Source organism: Methylocystis rosea (assembly GCF_003855495.1).
GTDB classification, from domain to species: domain Bacteria; phylum Pseudomonadota; class Alphaproteobacteria; order Rhizobiales; family Beijerinckiaceae; genus Methylocystis; species Methylocystis rosea_A.
The window spans coordinates 1,965,750-1,983,405 of the sequence record NZ_CP034086.1; the positions used below are offsets into that span (position 1 = coordinate 1,965,750).

Annotated in this window: 19 protein-coding genes and 1 other RNA gene; 10 read left to right on the top strand and 10 right to left on the bottom strand. The window is 63.6% G+C overall.

What is annotated here, in order from left to right:
* Nucleotides 1-100 precede the first annotated feature (100 nt).
* Nucleotides 101-643: a formaldehyde-activating enzyme gene (gene fae / locus EHO51_RS09550; RefSeq protein ID WP_124738692.1), complete on the top strand. Its 543-nt coding sequence runs from the start codon at nt 101-103 to the stop codon at nt 641-643.
* Here the strand turns inward: fae and EHO51_RS09555 are convergent.
* From EHO51_RS09555 to EHO51_RS09565, 3 genes are all read right to left on the bottom strand, one after another.
* Nucleotides 613-1,452, bottom strand: a complete 840-nt coding sequence (locus tag EHO51_RS09555) for an HvfC/BufC N-terminal domain-containing protein (protein WP_124738693.1) — start codon at nt 1,450-1,452, stop codon at nt 613-615. The genes fae and EHO51_RS09555 overlap by 31 nt on opposite strands.
* On the bottom strand, nt 1,449-2,294 hold the full coding sequence (gene bufB / locus EHO51_RS09560) for an MNIO family bufferin maturase (RefSeq protein ID WP_124738694.1): 846 nt from the start codon (nt 2,292-2,294) through the stop codon (nt 1,449-1,451). Before bufB ends, EHO51_RS09555 begins: the two co-directional genes overlap by 4 nt.
* Nucleotides 2,295-2,383: 89 nt before the next feature.
* Nucleotides 2,384-2,614, bottom strand: a complete 231-nt coding sequence (locus tag EHO51_RS09565; protein ID WP_124738695.1) for a hypothetical protein — start codon at nt 2,612-2,614, stop codon at nt 2,384-2,386.
* A gap of 548 nt (nt 2,615-3,162) precedes the next feature.
* On the opposite strand from EHO51_RS09565, the gene rpsA reads away from it, so the two are divergent.
* The 6 genes from rpsA (at nt 3,163) to EHO51_RS09600 (ending at nt 8,615) form a co-directional block, all read left to right on the top strand.
* Entirely contained in the window at nt 3,163-4,908 is a 1,746-nt protein-coding gene (gene rpsA / locus EHO51_RS09570) for a 30S ribosomal protein S1 (RefSeq protein WP_029650353.1), read from the top strand.
* 186 nt (nt 4,909-5,094) lie between these two features.
* Nucleotides 5,095-6,030 carry a hypothetical protein gene (locus tag EHO51_RS09575; protein ID WP_124738696.1) on the top strand — a complete coding sequence of 312 codons (936 nt, stop codon included), beginning with the start codon at nt 5,095-5,097 and terminating at the stop codon, nt 6,028-6,030.
* 114 nt (nt 6,031-6,144) lie between these two features.
* Entirely contained in the window at nt 6,145-6,483 is a 339-nt protein-coding gene (locus EHO51_RS09580; RefSeq protein ID WP_029650357.1) for a hypothetical protein, read from the top strand.
* Between the two features lie 277 nt (nt 6,484-6,760).
* On the top strand, nt 6,761-7,378 hold the full coding sequence (gene rpsD, locus EHO51_RS09585; RefSeq protein WP_124738697.1) for a 30S ribosomal protein S4: 618 nt from the start codon (nt 6,761-6,763) through the stop codon (nt 7,376-7,378).
* 280 nt (nt 7,379-7,658) lie between these two features.
* Entirely contained in the window at nt 7,659-7,862 is a 204-nt protein-coding gene (locus EHO51_RS09595) for a hypothetical protein (protein ID WP_018408888.1), read from the top strand.
* A 99-nt stretch (nt 7,863-7,961) separates the two neighbouring features.
* On the top strand, nt 7,962-8,615 hold the full coding sequence (locus EHO51_RS09600; protein ID WP_124738699.1) for a DsbA family protein: 654 nt from the start codon (nt 7,962-7,964) through the stop codon (nt 8,613-8,615).
* 59 nt (nt 8,616-8,674) lie between these two features.
* Here the strand turns inward: EHO51_RS09600 and recR are convergent, their stop codons facing one another.
* The 4 genes from recR to ffs all read right to left on the bottom strand — a co-directional run bounded on the left by recR (nt 8,675) and on the right by ffs (nt 11,797).
* Nucleotides 8,675-9,280, bottom strand: a complete 606-nt coding sequence (gene recR / locus EHO51_RS09605; protein ID WP_018408890.1) for a recombination mediator RecR — start codon at nt 9,278-9,280, stop codon at nt 8,675-8,677.
* A gap of 152 nt (nt 9,281-9,432) precedes the next feature.
* Entirely contained in the window at nt 9,433-9,756 is a 324-nt protein-coding gene (locus tag EHO51_RS09610) for a YbaB/EbfC family nucleoid-associated protein (protein WP_205788959.1), read from the bottom strand.
* Nucleotides 9,753-11,624 (bottom strand): DNA polymerase III subunit gamma/tau, encoded by a 1,872-nt coding sequence (locus tag EHO51_RS09615; protein WP_164479377.1) that lies wholly within the window; start codon nt 11,622-11,624, stop codon nt 9,753-9,755. The genes EHO51_RS09610 and EHO51_RS09615 overlap by 4 nt, the downstream gene beginning before the upstream one ends.
* A 76-nt stretch (nt 11,625-11,700) precedes the next feature.
* An RNA gene (gene ffs, locus EHO51_RS09620) (signal recognition particle sRNA small type) lies at nt 11,701-11,797 on the bottom strand.
* A 138-nt stretch (nt 11,798-11,935) separates the two neighbouring features.
* Between ffs and EHO51_RS09625 the strand changes: the two genes are divergently transcribed.
* Together EHO51_RS09625 and hisG are read left to right on the top strand one after the other, a co-directional pair.
* On the top strand, nt 11,936-13,087 hold the full coding sequence (locus tag EHO51_RS09625) for an ATP phosphoribosyltransferase regulatory subunit (protein WP_124738701.1): 1,152 nt from the start codon (nt 11,936-11,938) through the stop codon (nt 13,085-13,087).
* Complete coding sequence (hisG, locus tag EHO51_RS09630) at nt 13,087-14,058, top strand: ATP phosphoribosyltransferase (protein ID WP_124740105.1); 972 nt, start codon at nt 13,087-13,089, stop codon at nt 14,056-14,058. The genes EHO51_RS09625 and hisG overlap by 1 nt, the downstream gene beginning before the upstream one ends.
* A gap of 129 nt (nt 14,059-14,187) precedes the next feature.
* Here hisG and EHO51_RS09635 read toward each other — a convergent pair whose 3' ends face one another.
* Nucleotides 14,188-15,210: a histone deacetylase family protein gene (locus EHO51_RS09635; RefSeq protein WP_124738702.1), complete on the bottom strand. Its 1,023-nt coding sequence runs from the start codon at nt 15,208-15,210 to the stop codon at nt 14,188-14,190.
* A 123-nt stretch (nt 15,211-15,333) separates the two neighbouring features.
* Between EHO51_RS09635 and ada the strand changes: the two genes are divergently transcribed.
* A complete protein-coding gene (gene ada / locus EHO51_RS09640) occupies nt 15,334-16,410 on the top strand; it encodes a bifunctional DNA-binding transcriptional regulator/O6-methylguanine-DNA methyltransferase Ada (protein WP_124738703.1) in 1,077 nt (358 codons plus the stop codon).
* A 9-nt stretch (nt 16,411-16,419) separates the two neighbouring features.
* Here ada and EHO51_RS09645 read toward each other — a convergent pair whose 3' ends face one another.
* Complete coding sequence (locus tag EHO51_RS09645) at nt 16,420-17,103, bottom strand: hypothetical protein (RefSeq protein WP_245434538.1); 684 nt, start codon at nt 17,101-17,103, stop codon at nt 16,420-16,422.
* The gene (locus EHO51_RS09650; RefSeq protein ID WP_245434539.1) at nt 17,087-17,575 is read right to left on the bottom strand and encodes a hypothetical protein; all 489 of its coding nucleotides are present in this window, start codon (nt 17,573-17,575) and stop codon (nt 17,087-17,089) included. The genes EHO51_RS09645 and EHO51_RS09650 overlap by 17 nt, the downstream gene beginning before the upstream one ends.
* Nucleotides 17,576-17,656: the final 81 nt, after the last annotated feature.

Genomic DNA, 17,656 nt, shown 5'->3' on the forward strand with positions numbered 1-17,656 from the left:
GGCCGATGCGCCGGCAACGCCGCTCAGCCGGAGGATCGCCGGCTTCCATGTGACGGCGCGCGATGCTATCGAGCCCTCGATCAACGCAAGAGGAACGACGATGACCGAGCATATCTGGCTGGCGACGGGCGAAGCGACGGTTCTGGCCGCGGACGGACAATACACTGACGCCATGCCGGAAGTGATGATCGGCAACGTCAAGGGTCCGGTCGGGCACGCCTTCGCCAGCATGGCCGGCCAAGTCGCCGGCCATCCGCGCATGTTCGTCATCCGCGACCTCAACCAGCAGGTGCGGCCGTCGACCATGATGACCACGAAGATGACGGTCAAATCGGAAGATTACGTCGAGCTTCTCGGCGGAGTCGTGCAGGCGGCGACCGGCGACGCCATCGTCGACTGCATTGCCGAAGGGATTCTCCCCAAGGATCAGCTCAACGAGCTCTGCATGATCATCATGGTCTGGCTCGATCCGCGTTGCGCGACGCATACGGAGCTCGACAAGAAAGATCTCTATCGCACCAATTACGAAGCGACGAAGCTCGCGATCTCTCGCGCCATGAAGGGCGAGCCGACGGCCGACGAACTCATCGCCAACCGCAAGAGCGTTCAGCACTACGCGCTTGAAGGCGTGTTCGAAGACTGATCGTCCTCGCGGACGCGCACGCCGATAATCATGCCGTCCTCGAACCAGCTTGAGAGACATTGCGCCAGCCGCTCTGGCGCAATCTCGCCCGCCTGCTGAAAGGCGGTCATCTGACAAATGTCGCCGAAGGCGTGGCCGGCGCGCGCTTCGGACAGCGCGACATATTCGTCGGGCTCGAGCTGGCGATAGGCGGATTCATGATCGACGCGCCATACGGCGGCATGTTCGATGTGTTCGCCCGGCGCGGGCTTATCGACGCTCGTTGGCGGTTCCTCGCTAATCGCCGCGCCATAGGCCTCGACCGTGCCGGCGGCGAGTTCGAGCAGCGTGAGGCTCGGGTCGAATTCGAAGGCGAGCCGCGCCCAATCGTCGGGCGCAAAGCCCGCCAGCGCCTGCACCGTCAACGGCGTTTCGTCAGTCGTGTCGAAGGCGTCGACCATGGCGCGCTCAAACAGCGCCATGGACGCCGCCGCAACATCGTCGCGCCAGTGCGCATTTTCGCGCATGAAGTCCGGCAGTCCGGTCGTAAACCAGCGCGCGTTCGGATCGCGCGACGGACGCTGGTCGATGTAGTCGTCGACCAGCGCGTCAAACGCCTCGTCTCCGAGAATCGCGCGCAGCCCCGGGTGATCCTGCGAAACAAAGTCCGCAAGCCGAATGCGGTAGCCCGTCTGATAGACGTCCAGCAGCGTCTCCGGCGCGGCGCCGCGCGGCGACGGCCGTAATTTTTTCAGGAGCGGCTTGTCCGCCTCTCCAGAGCCGGCCAGCACACGCTGCTGAAACAGAGACTGAAAGTCGGCGAGCTTCATGCCGCGCTGAGCGCTCGCTCTTTTGAGATGCGGGCGTCGATGTCGCGCATATTCTGGAGTTCGTCCAAAAGCTCCGCGAGCGGCGGATAATTGTCGTCGCGCTCAATCATGGCGGAGACGTCGCCACAGCGACGACGCGCGTGCTCGTAGAGCGCCCAGACCTCATCACAGACCGGCTGGTCGTGCGTGTCCACGCGATGCGTCTCGTGATCGGTGTGACCCGCCATGTGAAATTGCACGACGCGATCGGCCGGAACGCCGTTGATGAAGGCGACCGGATCGAAGCCGTGGTTGAAGCTCGAAACGAAAACATTGTTGACGTCGAGCAGCAACAGGCAATCGGCGCGCTCGGCCATTTCGCGGACGAACTCGTGTTCGCTCATCTCCGAATCGACAAACGACACGTAGGTTGAGGCGTTTTCAACGACTAGCCGGCGCTTGAGAAAATCCTGCACCCGCTGGATGCGCTCGACGATATGCGCAAGCGATTCGCGCGTGTAGGGAATGGGCAGCAGATCGTGGAGCGTCACGCCATGAACGCCTGTCCAGGCGACGTGATCTGAAACCCATGCCGGCTGGACGCGTTCGGCGAGCGCCTTCAACTGCCTTAAATAGTCGAAGTTGAGCGGGTCGGTTGACGCAAGCGACATCGAGACGCCATGCATGACGACGGGATAGTCGGCGCGTATGCGCTCCAACATCGCCAGAGGTCGGCCGCCCGCGAGCATGTAGTTTTCAGAAATGATTTCGAACCAGTCGATCGGCGGGCGGGACGAGAGGATCTCTTCATAATAGATCGGCCGCAGACCCAAGCCGTAGCCAAGCGGCGCGGGTTTTTCCATGACGTGTTCCCTCTCAGGCATCGCCGCTCATGCCGGAGCCGCATCAGCGTGGCGGGGACGGCCGTAGGAGCCGGCCCCGCGCAAGGCGATTACTTGCTGTGGCAGCGGCTCTTCATGTTGCAGCGGCCCTTGTGGTGGTGACACTGCGCCTTGTGGTGGCACTTGGCCATGCCGCGGCATGTTCCCTTGGCGCCGCAATGTGTCTTCGCGTGGGTCGACTTCGCGGAATGCGCGTGGGCGGGCGCAACCGACGCGCCGCTCAGAGCAAGGGCGACGGCGGCGGCGGCGAGAGCCGAACCTGAAATAATATTCGTCTTCATCTCTTTCTCCTCTTTATATCCCTATCGCAACGACGGGAAGTCGACGCTCTCGCCGTCTGGACGGCGAAGGCGAAGTTCACTGGACTTCGGCCAAGTGGCCGGGCGCCCATGTTGCGACCAGCGGCGTCGCCGCCGCTGACGTCTGCGGCGCGCCGAAGCCTGGCAGTCGACGCAGACTATGCGTGCGGCTGCGATTCCGCTAGCGAGAAATTCGCCAATAAATGAGCCTTTTTGAGTTATGATTATTATATTAAATCAGTATATTGTTAACTTATTGCAGTGCAATATCATGACTTTGGTAAGGCTGAGCCGACTGTTTTCTTTTTGGCGCGCTTGCGACGGCGGCGCGACGCTGGTAGATAGGCCCCGCCTCGGTAACCAAGCCGGGGCATTCGCTTTGGTTTTCGACATCGGGCCGCGCCGGCAGTTCGCTTAGCGAACTTTTCGTCCAGCCTCGCGTTTAGCCGCGGGGGACGTCCGATCGCCGAAAGCCCTCTGCAACGCTAACCCTCGCCGGCGCCGCCCTCTCTGGGCTCTCAGGAGAACAAATGTCCGCCACGACCGATCGCGCGCCTACGCGCGAAGATTTCGCCGCTCTGCTTGATGAGAGCTATGGCCAGAACGAGGCCTTCGAAGGTTCCGTCATCAAGGGCCGCGTCGTCGCCATCGAAAAGGATGTCGCCGTCATCGACATCGGCCTCAAGACCGAGGGCCGCGTCGCCATCAAGGAATTCACCGGCTATGGCCGGGACCCCGCCCCCCAAGTGGGCGAAGAAGTCGAAGTCTACCTGGAGCGCGTCGAGAACGCGCTCGGCGAAGCTGTCATTTCGCGCGACAAGGCGCGCCGCGAAGAGAGCTGGGTCAAGCTCGAAAAGGCCTTCGAGACCAATGAAAAGGTCGAGGGCGTCATCTTCAATCAGGTCAAGGGCGGCTTCACCGTCGACCTCGACGGCGCCGTGGCCTTTCTGCCGCGCAGCCAGGTCGACATTCGTCCGATCCGCGACGTCGGCCCGCTGATGAACGTGCCGCAGCCGTTCCACATCCTGAAGATGGACCGCCGACGCGGCAATATCGTCGTCTCGCGCCGCACCGTGCTCGAAGAGAGCCGCGCCGAGCAGCGCCACGAGATCGTCGCCAACCTCGAAGAGGGACAGGTGATCGACGGCGTCGTGAAGAACATCACCGACTACGGCGCCTTCGTCGATCTCGGCGGCATCGACGGCCTGCTGCATGTCACCGACATCGCCTGGCGGCGCGTCAATCATCCGTCCGAGGTGCTGACCATCGGTCAGACCGTCAAGGTGAAGATCATCAAGATCAATCACGAGACGCACCGCATCTCGCTCGGCATGAAGCAGCTCCTCGAGGATCCCTGGCAGGGCATCGAGGCGAAATATCCGATCAGCGCCAGGTTCCACGGCCGCGTGACCAACATCACCGACTACGGCGCTTTCGTCGAACTGGAGCCTGGCATCGAAGGCCTCGTCCACGTCTCGGAAATGAGCTGGACGAAAAAGAACGTCCATCCCGGCAAGATCGTCTCGACGAGCCAGGAAGTCGACGTTCAGGTGCTCGAGGTCGATCCGGTCAAACGTCGAATTTCGCTGGGCCTCAAGCAGTGCCTGCAGAATCCTTGGGAGGCCTTCGCCGAGAAGCATCCGGTCGGCTCGACCGTCTCGGGCGAAGTGAAGAACAAGACCGAGTTCGGGCTCTTCATCGGGCTCGACGGCGACGTGGACGGCATGGTCCATCTGTCGGACCTCGACTGGAACCGTCCCGGCGAGCAGGTCATCGAGGAGTATAAGAAGGGCGACATGATCAACGCCCAGGTCCTCGATGTCGACGTGGAGAAGGAGCGCATTTCGCTTGGCGTCAAGCAGCTCGCAGGCGATCCGTTCGCTTCCGTCAGCGCCGAAGAAGGCGGCGAGCTCAGAAAGGGCCTTGTCATCACCTGCGAGGTGATCGAGGTGAAGGATTCCGGCATCGACGTAAAGATCGCCGGCACCGATCTCTCCACCTTCATCAAGCGCAGCGAACTCGCTCGCGACCGCGCCGACCAGCGTCCTGAACGGTTCGCCGTCGGCGAGAAAGTCGACGCCCGCGTGACGCTGTTCGACCGCAAGGCCCGCAAGGTCTCCGTCTCGATCAAGGCGCTCGAAGTCGCTGAAGAGAAGGAGGCCATCGCGCAATATGGCTCGGCCGACTCCGGCGCTTCGCTGGGCGACATCCTTGGCGCGGCGCTCAAAGCCCGCGAAGAGACGCCCAAGAAAGCCAAGAAGGACGAGGAAGAGTAAGACCTTCTCGACCGGCAGTTTCAGGCCCGCGCCGCAAGGCGCGGGCTTTTCTTTGCGCCTCGCGTAAACCTTTCATTCACCAAACCCCAATTCGCGCAGAGCCGTTAACGCTAACTTCTGAAACGACTGGGCAAAGTCGGCGTGTTTTCCGCCCGCGGCCGCCGCGGGCCGCCGGAGTCGCGTCTCATGAGCGTTGCCGAAGTCGACCCCAACTACAGGCGTTATGCGCAGCCGCTGCGCGCCCGCCCGGCGGGCGTTCGCGCAGCGATCGGAATGGGTGTCGGTGCGACGCTCATTCTCTTCGCCGCACTCGTCCTTCTTCCGCGCGGAGCTCAGATCCCAGAACCGAAAGTCGCGGCGAACGTCGAGCAACCGCGCGTCACTGTCGCGCCTTCGCGCAAGATTTCCACCAAGGTTTCCGTCGAAGCCATCGAGGCCTCGGCGCTGATGGCGAAGCCCTTCAGCGCATTCGACATCGCCGCGCCGGAATTCGACCGGGAGAAAAAAACGATCGCCGTGCGCGACAGCGAGAACGGCTCCGGCCGTATCGACACGATCGCCGTCGGGCAATTTGCAATGGGCGCGCCATTCATGCGCGTCGATATTCATCAGGATATCGTCGACAAGGAAAAGACGTCCGATTTCTTCCTCGATATGGCCCGACACGCCGCCCAGGCCGGCCTTAATGTCGCGAAGATCGGCCAGCCGAGCGCGCTCAACACCAAATTCGGGGCGTTTGAGACGGCCGAAATACGGCTCTCGCAAACCGCATCCGAGGGCGTCGCGGCGAGCGAACGCAGCTGCGTTGCGGCGCGTTTCATCGATGGGAAGCTCGCTCTCGAAATCGCCGGACTGGCCTGCGGCGAATCGGCGAAACCAATCGACCGAGTCGCGCTCGGCTGCCTGCTCGACCGCATCAACTACACGGCGAGTCCGGATAATCCGGCGCTGAACGATTTCTTCGCGCAAGCGGCGTCGACGCGCGCCATTGGCTGCGGCAATATCTCGCGCGACGACCTGACCGCGACCATCCCAGCGCAAAAGAACGCCGCGCGTTCAGCGCAGGGCGCCCGCCGCGCGCATGCGAGGACATCGCGCCAAGGCGCACAGATCACGCGCTAGGCGTTCCGCATTCACCCTGACGGCGGATTGCTGCCGGGAAAAGCCGGCTTTAATTCGCTTTTGCGAAACGATCCGCTATTATGAGATACGGCGTTAGTCCGAAAGGGGATCGTGATGCGCAGGAATAAAGTGCTGTCGGCGGGGCTCGCCTGTCTGGTGTTGTTCGCGGCGGGCGATGCGCTCGCCAAGTCCCGCTATCGCGTCGCCTCGGGCGATGCGTGTTGCGGCCGTGGTCCGATCGACATCCAGCGCCGCAGCTGGCTCGATCCCGGCACCCAGGTGCCGGTCGGCAGCACCAACCGCTACATGGTTCAGCAGACCTACCTCAATCACGATCCGATCGAGCGCAACCAGCGCAGCTGGTATATGCAGGAGACGCTTCCGCAGCGGCCGCCCTACAACGCGAGCATGATCGTGCCTTACGATGAGGGTTTCCCATTCTGGTGGCCGTAAGTCGGCCTTTCTCGAGATTCTTGACTTCGGGAGCGCTTTCCTTTAGCTCCCCACGAGCCTGACGCGACCCGTTCGCGCCAGGCCAGCACCCGTGGCGTTTGCTGCAAACGCCTGTCGGCCGGTGACGGCAGAGGAGGGCGCGTTCTTGAAGCCCCGGCGCTGGCCGGGGGCGGCGAGAGACGCGATTCTGGACGACGTCCGAGCGCAACGCTCCGGGCGCATTTCGTCTTTCGCCTCTCGCACGCCACAACGCGACCATGAGAGGACGACAGTCAAAGTGACGAAGCGCGCAGAATCAAAATATAAGCTCGACCGCCGCCTCGGCCAGAACATCTGGGGCCGCCCGAAGAGCCCGGTTAACCGCCGCGAATATGGCCCCGGACAGCACGGACAGCGGCGCAAGGGCAAGCTCTCCGACTATGGCACGCAGCTCAAAGCCAAGCAGAAGCTCAAGGGCTACTACGGCAATATTTCCGAAAAGCAGTTTCGCAAATATTATGCGGAAGCGATCCGCTTGAAGGGCGACTCCGGCGACAATCTGATCGGCCTTTTGGAGCGGCGCCTTGACGCGGTCGTCTATCGCGCGAAATTCGTGCCGACGGTTTTCGCCGCGCGCCAGTTCGTCAATCACGGCCACATCCGCGTCAATGGCAAGCGCGTCAACATTCCGTCTTATCAGGTGAAGGTCGGCGACGTGATCGAGGTGAAGGAAGCCTCGAAACAGGCCGTGACCGTGCTCGAGGCGGTTCAGCTCGCCGAGCGCGACGCGCCGGAATATTACGACGTCGACCACTCCAAGATGACCGCGAAGCTCGTCCGGGTGCCGCATGCGACGGAGGTGCCCTATCCGGTGCAAATGGAGCCGAACCTCGTCATCGAGTTCTATTCGCGCTAACCTCGACGCGCAGCGATGTAAGAAGGACAGCCGCGTCGAGCGGCTGTTTTTTTATGCCCGTTCTTGACTGTGGGACCACAATCGGAAAGTCTGGAGCGCTTCCGATCGCATGGATTCATGTGATCGATAAGGAATCGCTCAAAATCAAAATGTTGGAGCAGGTTCTCATCGAAAAAGTCCGTCAACTTTTTCGGAACCTGCTCTCGCACAAAAGCGCCGTCATCACTTGCAAGCCAAGCTGAAAGGCGGCAGCGCCGAGGGAACGCAGAAGGAGAGGCACGTGTCCGGGCTATCGAAGAAGCGGCCGGCGGAGAAGGAACGCGGTCAGCGTCCCCTCTGGATAGCGATCGGCGGCTTGCTGGTCAGCGTTCTAAGCTACACCATGAGGGACCTGATGCTCGGCGACGTCGTTTTCTGGTTCGGCGTCGTGCTCGCTTTTATCGGCGTGCTTTACTGGTTCATTCGGCCGAAACACGGGCTGTAGCGCCCGGTTAGCGGCGCCCCATTCTCCTCGCCAGATTTGATTTGCCACAATTGTCGAAGACGATATGGTCTTTGGCGTCGCAACAGTTACGGACCGCCCATGCCCTTCGCTTTTATTATGCCCCGTCGTGGTTTCCTTGTCGGCGCCGCCTGCGCGCTCCTCGCCGCAATGCCCGCCCTTGCCGAAAAGTCTGCTTCGGGCAAGGTCGCAATTGACGAGCTGATGGCGCCGAACGCTCTGCCGGACGTGGTGGAAGGCGCGGCGGACGCTCCCGTGACGATCGTCGAATATGCTTCGATGACGTGCAGCCACTGCGCGGCGTTCCATCACGACGTGTATCCGGAGCTGAAGAAGAACTACATCGACACGGGCAAGGCGAAATTCATTTTGCGGGAGTTTCCGCTCGATCCGCTCGCGACGGCCGCCTTCATGCTGGCGCGCGAACTCGGCGACAAGCGCGACGCGACGGTCGATCTTCTGTTTTCGCAGCAGAAGAATTGGGCCTTCTCCGACAAGCCGCTGGACGGCTTGGCCAATGTCTTGAAACAGGCTGGGCTCGGCCAGGAGAAGTTCGAGGCCGTCTTAAAGGATCAGACGCTTTACGAGAACGTCAATAAGGTGCGTAATCGCGCCGCCGAGAAATTTGGCGTCAACTCGACGCCGACCTTCTTCGTCAATGGCGACAAATACACCGGCGAGATCGGCGTCGAGGACTGGGAAAAGATCATCACGTCGAAAACCGCAGCGAAGTAATCGCTTCCTGCGCGGGACGGCGGTGTAAAGCCAGCCCTGACGGCTCTCAAAAACGCCCTCTAGAACGCGGTACGCCGCTCCAGCGCCGCCGCTAGCGTTCCCTCATCGAGATAGTCGAGTTCGCCGCCGACCGGCACGCCGTGGGCGAGCCGCGTCACCTTCACGCCGGACGGCGACAGCACATCGGCGATGTAATGCGCGGTCGTCTGGCCGTCGACCGTTGCGTTGACCGCAAGCACGACTTCGCGAGTCTCCTCTCCGCGCACACGCGCGACGAGGCTGGCGATGGCGAGATCGTCCGGGCCGACGCCGTCAAGCGGCGACAGCACGCCGCCGAGCACGTGATAGCGCGCGTTGAGCAGCCCTGCCCGCTCCAGCGCCCATAGGTCGGCGACCGTCTCGACGACAACCAGGATCGACCCGTCGCGGCGCGCGTCGCGGCAGATCGTGCAGGGATCGCTCGTATCGATATTTCCGCAGACCGAGCAAACGACGATGCGCTCCTGCGCGACGCGCATCGCTTCGGCGAGCGGCGCCAGCAGTTCTTCGCGTTTGCGGATGAGATGCAGCGCCGCGCGCCGCGCCGACCGCGGACCAAGCCCGGGCAATTTGGCCAGGAGCTGCACGAGTTTTTCGATCTCGGGACCGGCCACCTTTTCCGCCATAGCCGGATCAACGCCTCATGTGGTTTCGCGTCATGCCCGCGCGTGTCGCGGGTCCACGTCAGAATGCTACGTATTTGGAAGCTTTGGGCGACGTCATCACGTGGATGGCCGGCTCGAGGCCGGCCATGACGCGGGAATTGCAGCAATACGCATCAAAACGGCAGTTTGAAGCCCGGCGGCAACGGCAGCCCGCCGGTGAGCGCTTTCATTTTTTCAGCCATGGCCTCCTCGGCTTTGGCGCGCGCCTGCATGTGGGCCGTGAGGATCAGGTCTTGAAGAATTTCCTTCTCGTCGGGCGTCAGCAGACTCTGGTCGATGGAGATGCTTTTCATCCCGCCTTTTGCGGTAAGCGCGACCCTCACCATGCCGCCGCCCGCCTCGCCTTCGACGACCGTCTGTTCGAGCTCCAACTGCGCTTCGGCCATTTTGGCCTGCATCTGCTGCGCCTGCTTCATCAGGCCCATGAAGTCCATCATTGCGCGTCTCCGTCGTCTTCCTCGATTGGCGTCGCGTCATCATAGAGCGTTTCGGCGGACGCTGCGCCCTCGTCCCTGCCCCGCACGGCCACGATCTGCGCGCCGGGAAAACGCGCGAGCACGCTCGCGACGAGCGGATCCGATTCAAGCGAGGAACGGCGTTGGCGCTCTTCAGCATCACGCTGTTCCTTGAGCGTCGGCGTGCCGCCCGAGGCGACGACTGACACCATCCAGCGCTCGCCGGTCCAGGCCTGAAGCCTCTGCATCAAGGTCGACGCCAGTTCACGCGCGCCGCCCGGCGCGAGTTCGAACTCGATCCGCCCCTGTTCAAACCGCACCAGCCGCACTTCGGATTCGAGCCCGATCTTGAGGCGCATGTCACGTTTCTGCGCGGCAAGCGCCACAAGCGCATCGAAGCTTTCGATGATGATTCTTGGCTCCGGCGCCGCAGATCTTGGCGACGGCGCTATAGAAGGCTGAGGCGCTGCGGAGCGCGGCGCGGGCGCGAGCGCCTGGCCGCCGCCGCGCCCTTGCAGCGCAGCGCCGCCGCCGGCAGGCCCTGCGTTTCGTGTCGAGGGCGCCCCGGAGTTGGCGCTCGATGCGCTCTCGCCCAAACCCAGGCGCCGCAGCGCCTCCGCCGGCGACGGCATGTCGGCGGCGTAAGCGAGCCTGACCAGCACCATGTCGGCGGCCGCCAACGGTCGCTGCGAGCCGCGCAATTCATCAACGCCTTTCATCAAGATCTGCCAGGCGCGCGTGAGCGCAGGAACCGAGAGGCGCGTTGCGGCCTCTTCGCCGCGGCGTTTCTCTTCGGGCGTCAGCGCCGCCGACTGGGCGGTCTCCGGCGCAAGCTTCAGGCGCGTCGCGAGATGCGTGAATTCGGCGAGTTCGAGCAGCACCTGCGCCGGATCGGCGCCGCCATTATACTGATCTTCGAGAATAGCGATCGCCTTGGCGATATCGCCCGACATCGCCGCTTCGAAAAGATCGATGATTCGCGCCTTGTCGGCGACGCCGAGCATCAGCCGCAGATCCTCGGCGGCGATCGCGCCGCCCGCAGAATGCGCCGCGCCATAGGCGATCGCCTGATCGAGCAAGGACAGCGCGTCGCGGGCCGAGCCTTCCGCGGCGCGCGCGATCATGGCGAGCGCATCCGGCTCGATCGCGACGCCCTCGGCCTTGCATACGCCAAGCAGGTGATTAGCGAGCAGACCGGCGTCGATGCGGCGCAGATCAAAGCGCTGGCAGCGCGAACGCACCGTCACCGGCACCTTGTCGATTTCGGTCGTCGCGAAGATGAACTTCACATGCTCGGGCGGCTCTTCAAGCGTCTTTAAGAGACCGTTGAACGCGGCCTTCGAGAGCATGTGCACTTCGTCGATGATGTAAACCTTGGTCCGCGCCATGACCGGGCGGTAACGGGCGTTGTCGATGATCTCTCGGATGTCGTCGATGCCCGTGTGCGAGGCGGCGTCCATTTCGAGCACGTCGACATGGCGCGAGTCGATAATCGCCTGACAGTGGACGCCGAGCTCCTCCATATGAATCGTCGGCTGATTGATCGCGGGCCGCCCGTCTCCCGCCGGCAGTTCATAGTTGAACGCGCGCGCGAGAATGCGCGCGGTCGTCGTCTTGCCGACGCCGCGCACGCCGGTCAGCAGATAGGCCTGATGAATTCGGTTGAGATCGAAGGCGTTTTCGAGCGTGCGCACCATCGGCTCTTGGCCGATCAGGTCTACGAAGGTGGTCGGTCGATATTTGCGCGCCAGCACGCGATAGGCCGACGGCGGCGCCTGATCGGCGCCAAACAGCGAAGGCCCGTCATCGGGCGCCAGCGATGGCCTCGGCGGATCGTGCTCGTGGTCCATCTGCATCCATCCGGCGGCAGACGAGCGACGAACAGCGCAGTATATTGCGCCACGCCATTCGCTGCTCGCCGAAGAAGGTGGGAGGCTGAACGAAGACCCGCCCAAGCTCGTTAGGGCTGCTTCCTTCCGGACCTGACCCGGTTGGCGAGTGAAGCGTCCACCGCCAACCTCCCGGCCCCTTATTTGGCAGACGAGCGCGCGGGATGCAAGGCTCCGGACCGCGGCCTTTGCTTTGCGGCGTTCACCTTTCGCCCGGAGCAGGGGTGCGCGCGCGCGGCGCACTTGCTAAAGAGAGCGCAAATTCGAGGGATTTGCGCTTGAACGCCGTCACCGCCACTTCAGCAGAACGCGAAGCTACGAGCCTTGCGGCCATTCTCGCGCATTTCGCGCGCGAGGGATTCGCGCGCTGCGAGCCGCGTCTCCTGCAGCCCGCGCATGTCTTTCTCGACCGCTCGGGCGAGGATTTCCGCGGCCGGCTTTATCTGACGAGCGATGGCTCAGGCGCCGAATTTTGCCTGCGGCCGGAATATACGATTCCGGTCTGCCTCGATTATCTCGCCTCCGCCCGGGCCGGCGATCCGGCGGCATATGCTTACGGCGGCTCGATCTTTCGCGCGCCTGAACATGGCGCGACCGGCGACGGCGAATTTCTTCAGGCTGGGCTGGAGAGCTTCGGCCGCCAGGACCGCGAAGCCGCGGACGCCGAAATTCTCGCCGCTTCGCTCGACGCCGCGGCGGCGGCCGGCGCGAGGGCGCTCAAGGTTCTGATCGGCGACGCCGGGCTCGTCGCCGCCTTCCTCGAAGGGCTTGAGATGCCGCCGGTCTGGCGCCGGCGTCTGGCGGCCGGGCACGCGCGCGGCCAGAGGCTATCCGATATTTTTGCCTCGCCCGAACGCAATGGCGGATCGGAACAGTCGGGCGTATTGGCGGCGCTGACGAAAGTCGACCCGTCCGATGCGCGCCGTCTCGTCGAGGACTTGCTGTCCATCGCCGGCATCACCGCCGTCGGCGGCCGCAGCGCGGCTGAAATCGCGGAACGCTTTCTCGATCAAGCGACGCTCGCCGAAGGCGCGGGCGTTTCCAACGAGACGCGCGCGCTGGCGGAGACTTTTTTCACCATCGAAGGCGCGCCCGAGTCAGCTTCCGCAGCCATGCGCCGGCTGGCCGCCGACGCGCAGCTCGACCTCTCCGCCGCGCTGGACGCGTTTGATGCGCGCGCAGAGGCCATTAGCGCGCGCGGCCTCACGGTTCACGAGATCCGCTTTTCGGCAAGCTTTGCGCGTCATCTCGACTATTACACGGGCTTCGTTTTCGAGGCCCGCCACTCCAGCGACGGCGCGCCGGTGATCGGCGGCGGACGTTACGACCGACTGCTCAAAACGCTCGGCGCGGCGTCGGACATACCGGCTGTCGGCGCCGCCATCTGGATAGACCGTCTTTCCCCGAGCGCGAGAGAAGTATGATGGCCCCCGCGCAAAAACTCATTATCGCTTCCCCGTCAAAAGGCCGGCTGCAGGAGAACGCCGCCGCCTTCTTCGCACGCGCCGGCCTGGAGCTGACTCAAGGCCGCGGCGCGCGCGACTATCGCGGCGCCGTCGCCGGAGTCGAAGGCGCGGAAGTCGCCTATCTCTCCGCTTCCGAGATCACGCGCCGTCTGGCCTTGGGCGAAGCCCATCTCGGCGTCACCGGCGAAGATCTGGTGCGCGAGGAGATCGCCGACGCCGACAACAAAGTGGAGCTTCTCGCGCCGCTCGGCTTTGGCGCCGCCAATGTCGTCGTCGCGGTTCCGCAAGCCTGGATCGACGTGCGCTATATGAGCGATCTCGCCGACGTCGCCGATGGATTTCGCGCACGCCACGGCCGCGGGCTGCGGGTCGCGACGAAATACATCAATACGACGCGGCGCTTCTTTGCCGCTCATGACGTATCGGACTATCGCATCGTCGAGAGCTCCGGCGCCACTGAAGGCGCGCCCGCCGCAGGCTCCGCCGATCTCATCGTCGACATCACGACGACAGGCGCGACGCTCGCAGCGAACGCGCTGAAGATCATCGAGGACGGCGTCATTCTACGCTCGCAGGCCAATCTCGTCGCCTCGCTGACGGCGCCGTGGAACAATGCGGCGCGCGAAGCCGCGCGCGTCATTCTCTCCCGCATCGCGGCGGAAGAAGAAGCGCGCACGACACGCGACGTGCGCGCAAGTCTGCCAACGCCGAGCGAACATATCCTGCGAGAGGCTGAGGCAAACTTCGGCGCCGGATTGCGCGAAATGAGCGACGAGTCAGCGACGTTCTCCTGTCCGGCGAAACAGGTGGCGGCGCTCGCCGACTGGCTCATCGCGCGAGGCGCCAAAAGCGTCACCAGCGCGCGGCTCGATTATATCTTTCAGGCGGAGAACGCCTTGTGGAGCAGGCTGGCGGCGCGGCTTGGGTAATCCTAATGTCATTCCCGGCAGGTCGAAGACCTGACCGGGAATCCAGAGCCGCTAAACCGAATCCAAGATTTTTCTGAATTCCCGATCACGCGCATGGCGCGTGTCGGGAATGACAAACCGCAAACCGATTCACGCTTCCATCAAGGCGCCTACATGCGCCGCAGCGCTGTGCGCGAGATCTTCAGGTCGATAGCCGCCCTCGAGCAGTGAGACGATGCGTCCCTTGCAGCGGCGCGCGGCGATCTCCATCACGCGCAGCGTGACGTCCCTGAAATCTTCGGCGACGAATCTTAATCCGCCGAGCGGATCGTGGAGATGCGCATCGAAGCCGGCGCAAAGAATGATGAGATCGGGCGAGAAAGCATCGAGCCGCGGCAGAATGCGCGAATTGAGCGCCTCGCGAAATTGCGCGCCGCCGTCGCCCTTTGCGAGCGGCGCGTTGACGATCGTGTCATGCGCGCCGGTCTCGCTCACCGCCCCAGTCCCGGGATAGAGCGGCATCTGATGCGTCGAAGCGTAAAGCATGTTTCGATCGCTCCAGAAAATCTCCTGGACGCCATTGCCGTGATGCACGTCAAAATCGACGATGGCGACGCGCGAGGCGCCATGGGCCGTTCGCGCATGCAAGGCCGCCACGGCGGCGTTGTTGAAAAAGCAAAAGCCCATCGGCGCATCGCGAGTCGCATGATGGCCCGGCGGCCGCATGGCGACGAAAGCGTTCTTGGCGTCGCCGCGCATCACCGCATCGACGGCCGAGAGAGCGCCGCCCGCGGCGCGCAACGCCGCTTCATGCGTGGCGCCGTTCATGGCGACGTCGGGACCGATGCGCGCATAGCCGTCTGCGGGAGCCGATTTCGCGAGACGCGCGAGGTGTTCAAAACTATGCGCGCGCAACAAAGCTTCCTGCGCCGCTAAAGGCGCTTCGGCGCGCATGAGGCCCGCGAAGCGCGCGTCGTCAAGCGCGTGGAGAATGGCGCGAAGGCGTTCCGGCCGCTCAACATGCGCCGGCCCCATGTCATGCGCCAACCCCGCAGGGTGCGTGACGAGCAGGGTCGAGGCCGTCGCGGCTCGCGCGCCGAAGGCGAGGCATGCGCCAGCGCCGGCGATCGCCGCTCGGCGCGTAAGATTGGCGGCGTGACGTTCTCCGGCCATTTCCCCGGTCCGTGGCTTCAAACACACACCATAGGATCGCCTAACGGACGTGTCAGCCGGATTTGGATTTGACAGCAAGAAACGCATTGCAGCGATCGTCGTAAAAGATGGATGATGCGCGACATGCAGACGAACGACATGACCCAGGCAAATGCACTCGACCTCGACGAGACGCGCTGGGCTGCGGTTGTCGCGCGCGATCCGCGCCGCGACGGCGACTTTTACTATTGCGTCGAAACGACCGGCGTCTATTGCCGCCCTTCCTGCCCCTCTCGCCCGGCGAAGCGCGCCAATGTGCGCTTTTGCGCCACGGCCGCCGAAGCGGAGCGGGCAGGTTTTCGTCCCTGCCGCCGCTGCCGGCCGGAGGCGCCATCTCAGCAAGAGCGGGACGCGGAGAAGATCGCCCGCGCCTGCAGAATGATCGAAGCGGCGGAAGCGCCGCCGACGCTTGCGCAGCTGGCCCGCGCCGCCGGGCTTAGCCCCTATCACTTCCACCGACTTTTTTCGCGCATTTCCGGCGTCACGCCCAAAGCCTATGCGCAGGCGCATCGGCGCGCGCGCCTACAAGAAGCACTGAAGGAAAGCCAGACAGTGACCGATGCAATCTATGGCGCAGGCTATAATTCGAGCGCGCGGTTCTACGCGAAGGCGCAGGAAACGTTGGGCATGACGGCAGGCGCCTATCGCGCGGGGGCGCCGCGCGAAACGATCCGCTTCGCCATCGGCCAGTCGTCTCTGGGCGCGGTGCTCGTCGCGGCCAGCACGAAGGGCGTTTGCGCCATTTCGCTTGGCGACGACCCCGAAGATCTGCTGCGCGATCTGCAACATCGATTTCCGCGCGCGAGCCTCATCGGCGGCGATGAGTCGTTCGAACGCTATGTCGCCGCGGCGGTGGGCATGGTGGAGCGGCCGCAATCATCTTTCGATCTGCCGCTCGATATGCGCGGCACGGCCTTTCAGCAGCGCGTCTGGGCTGCGCTGCGCGACATTCCGGCGGGAGAGACGGCTAGCTACGCGGAGATCGCGAAACGCATCGGCGCGCCGACGGCGACGCGCGCGGTCGCGGGCGCCTGCGCGGCCAATCCGGTGTCGCTCGCGGTTCCCTGCCATCGCGTCGTGCGCAGCGACGGCGCGCTTTCCGGCTATTATTGGGGAGTGGAGCGCAAACGCGAGCTGCTCGAACGTGAACGCAAGCCGTGAACGAGCGCTCTATGCGCTTCGAAGCGCCGCATGTTCTTCATTGATCGCGTCGTGCATCTCTTTCCACAGAGCATTGATGCGCACGTCCGGCCCCCAATTGTAGAGCGCCTTGGCGACCTCCGCGATCGTCTCATTGATGGGCTCGCTCTCTCCCTCCTCCAACTCGAGAGAGAAAAGCCTCGGCGGCGCATCGCTTTTCCAGGCGTCCCAATGTTCATTCGAATAGATCGAGACGCCACGCTGCGCGGCGAGCAGTTCCGGCACATATTTGGCAAAGCGCCGATGCAAAGGTCCGTCGCTCGGTTCTGCGCGATAGGCGTCGCGCACAACGAAATAGCGCACATGCTGCAGTTCATGCGCAAGGCAGCAGCCAAGGCGCGCGTCGCTCATCTGCGGGTCGTAATAGATTTCAATGCGGCCGTCGGGAAAGGACTGTCCCTCCGAAGTGAAGCTTTGGCCGAGATAGTTGAACGTCTTTTTCTGTAGGCTGAGGATCACTTTGCTGACGTCGTAGCCGAACTCCGCCACGAGCGCCGCGAGCCTTTGCCGCTTCCTTGAGAAATCGGGCGCGTTTTCGATCTCGCTCACCATCTGCGCGGGCGCCGGTTCGGCGCCCCTCTTGCGCCGTGCGGCAAGCCTTGAGCGGAGAAAGGACAGCGCGTCGAATCCCCGCCGCTCACGTTCTAGGCGCACTTCCGAACGGCTCCTCATGCGTGATCACCCAATCGAACTCCGGATGCGCCGCGGCGACATGCTCCCACCATCGCCTGCCGTCCGGCAAGCGCGGCGAAAGGTCATTGACTCGCAGCAGCCGGAACGCGCCGGGTTGCTCCTTTACCCCGGCGATGACGGCCTCAACCATCGCCCGCCCCAAGCCGCGCTGCAAAGAGTTGATCTGCTCGAAAACCAGCGACGGCGGCTCATATGCGCCGGCGAGCAGAAGCGCGATCCCGGACGCCTCCCTCCCGTCGGGCGTGGTGATGAGCTTTGGAGAGGTCGAGGCTCTGATTTCAAAGAACCCGCGCCCGTATGGCCGCGAATCGACGAACAGGCCGAGCGCCGAAAGATTATCGGAGATGGCCTCGGCGATCGCCCGCATCGCTGGGTCCGGCAGAGTCGCCGGCTTCCTCCGCCAGAACCCCAAGACCTCCCAAAACGCCATCATACGATCTCCCACGATCCCAATGTTTGGCGCGACATACCTCCCCCTTGCGGGGAGGTCGGCGATCGCAGGCAAGTTTACGCA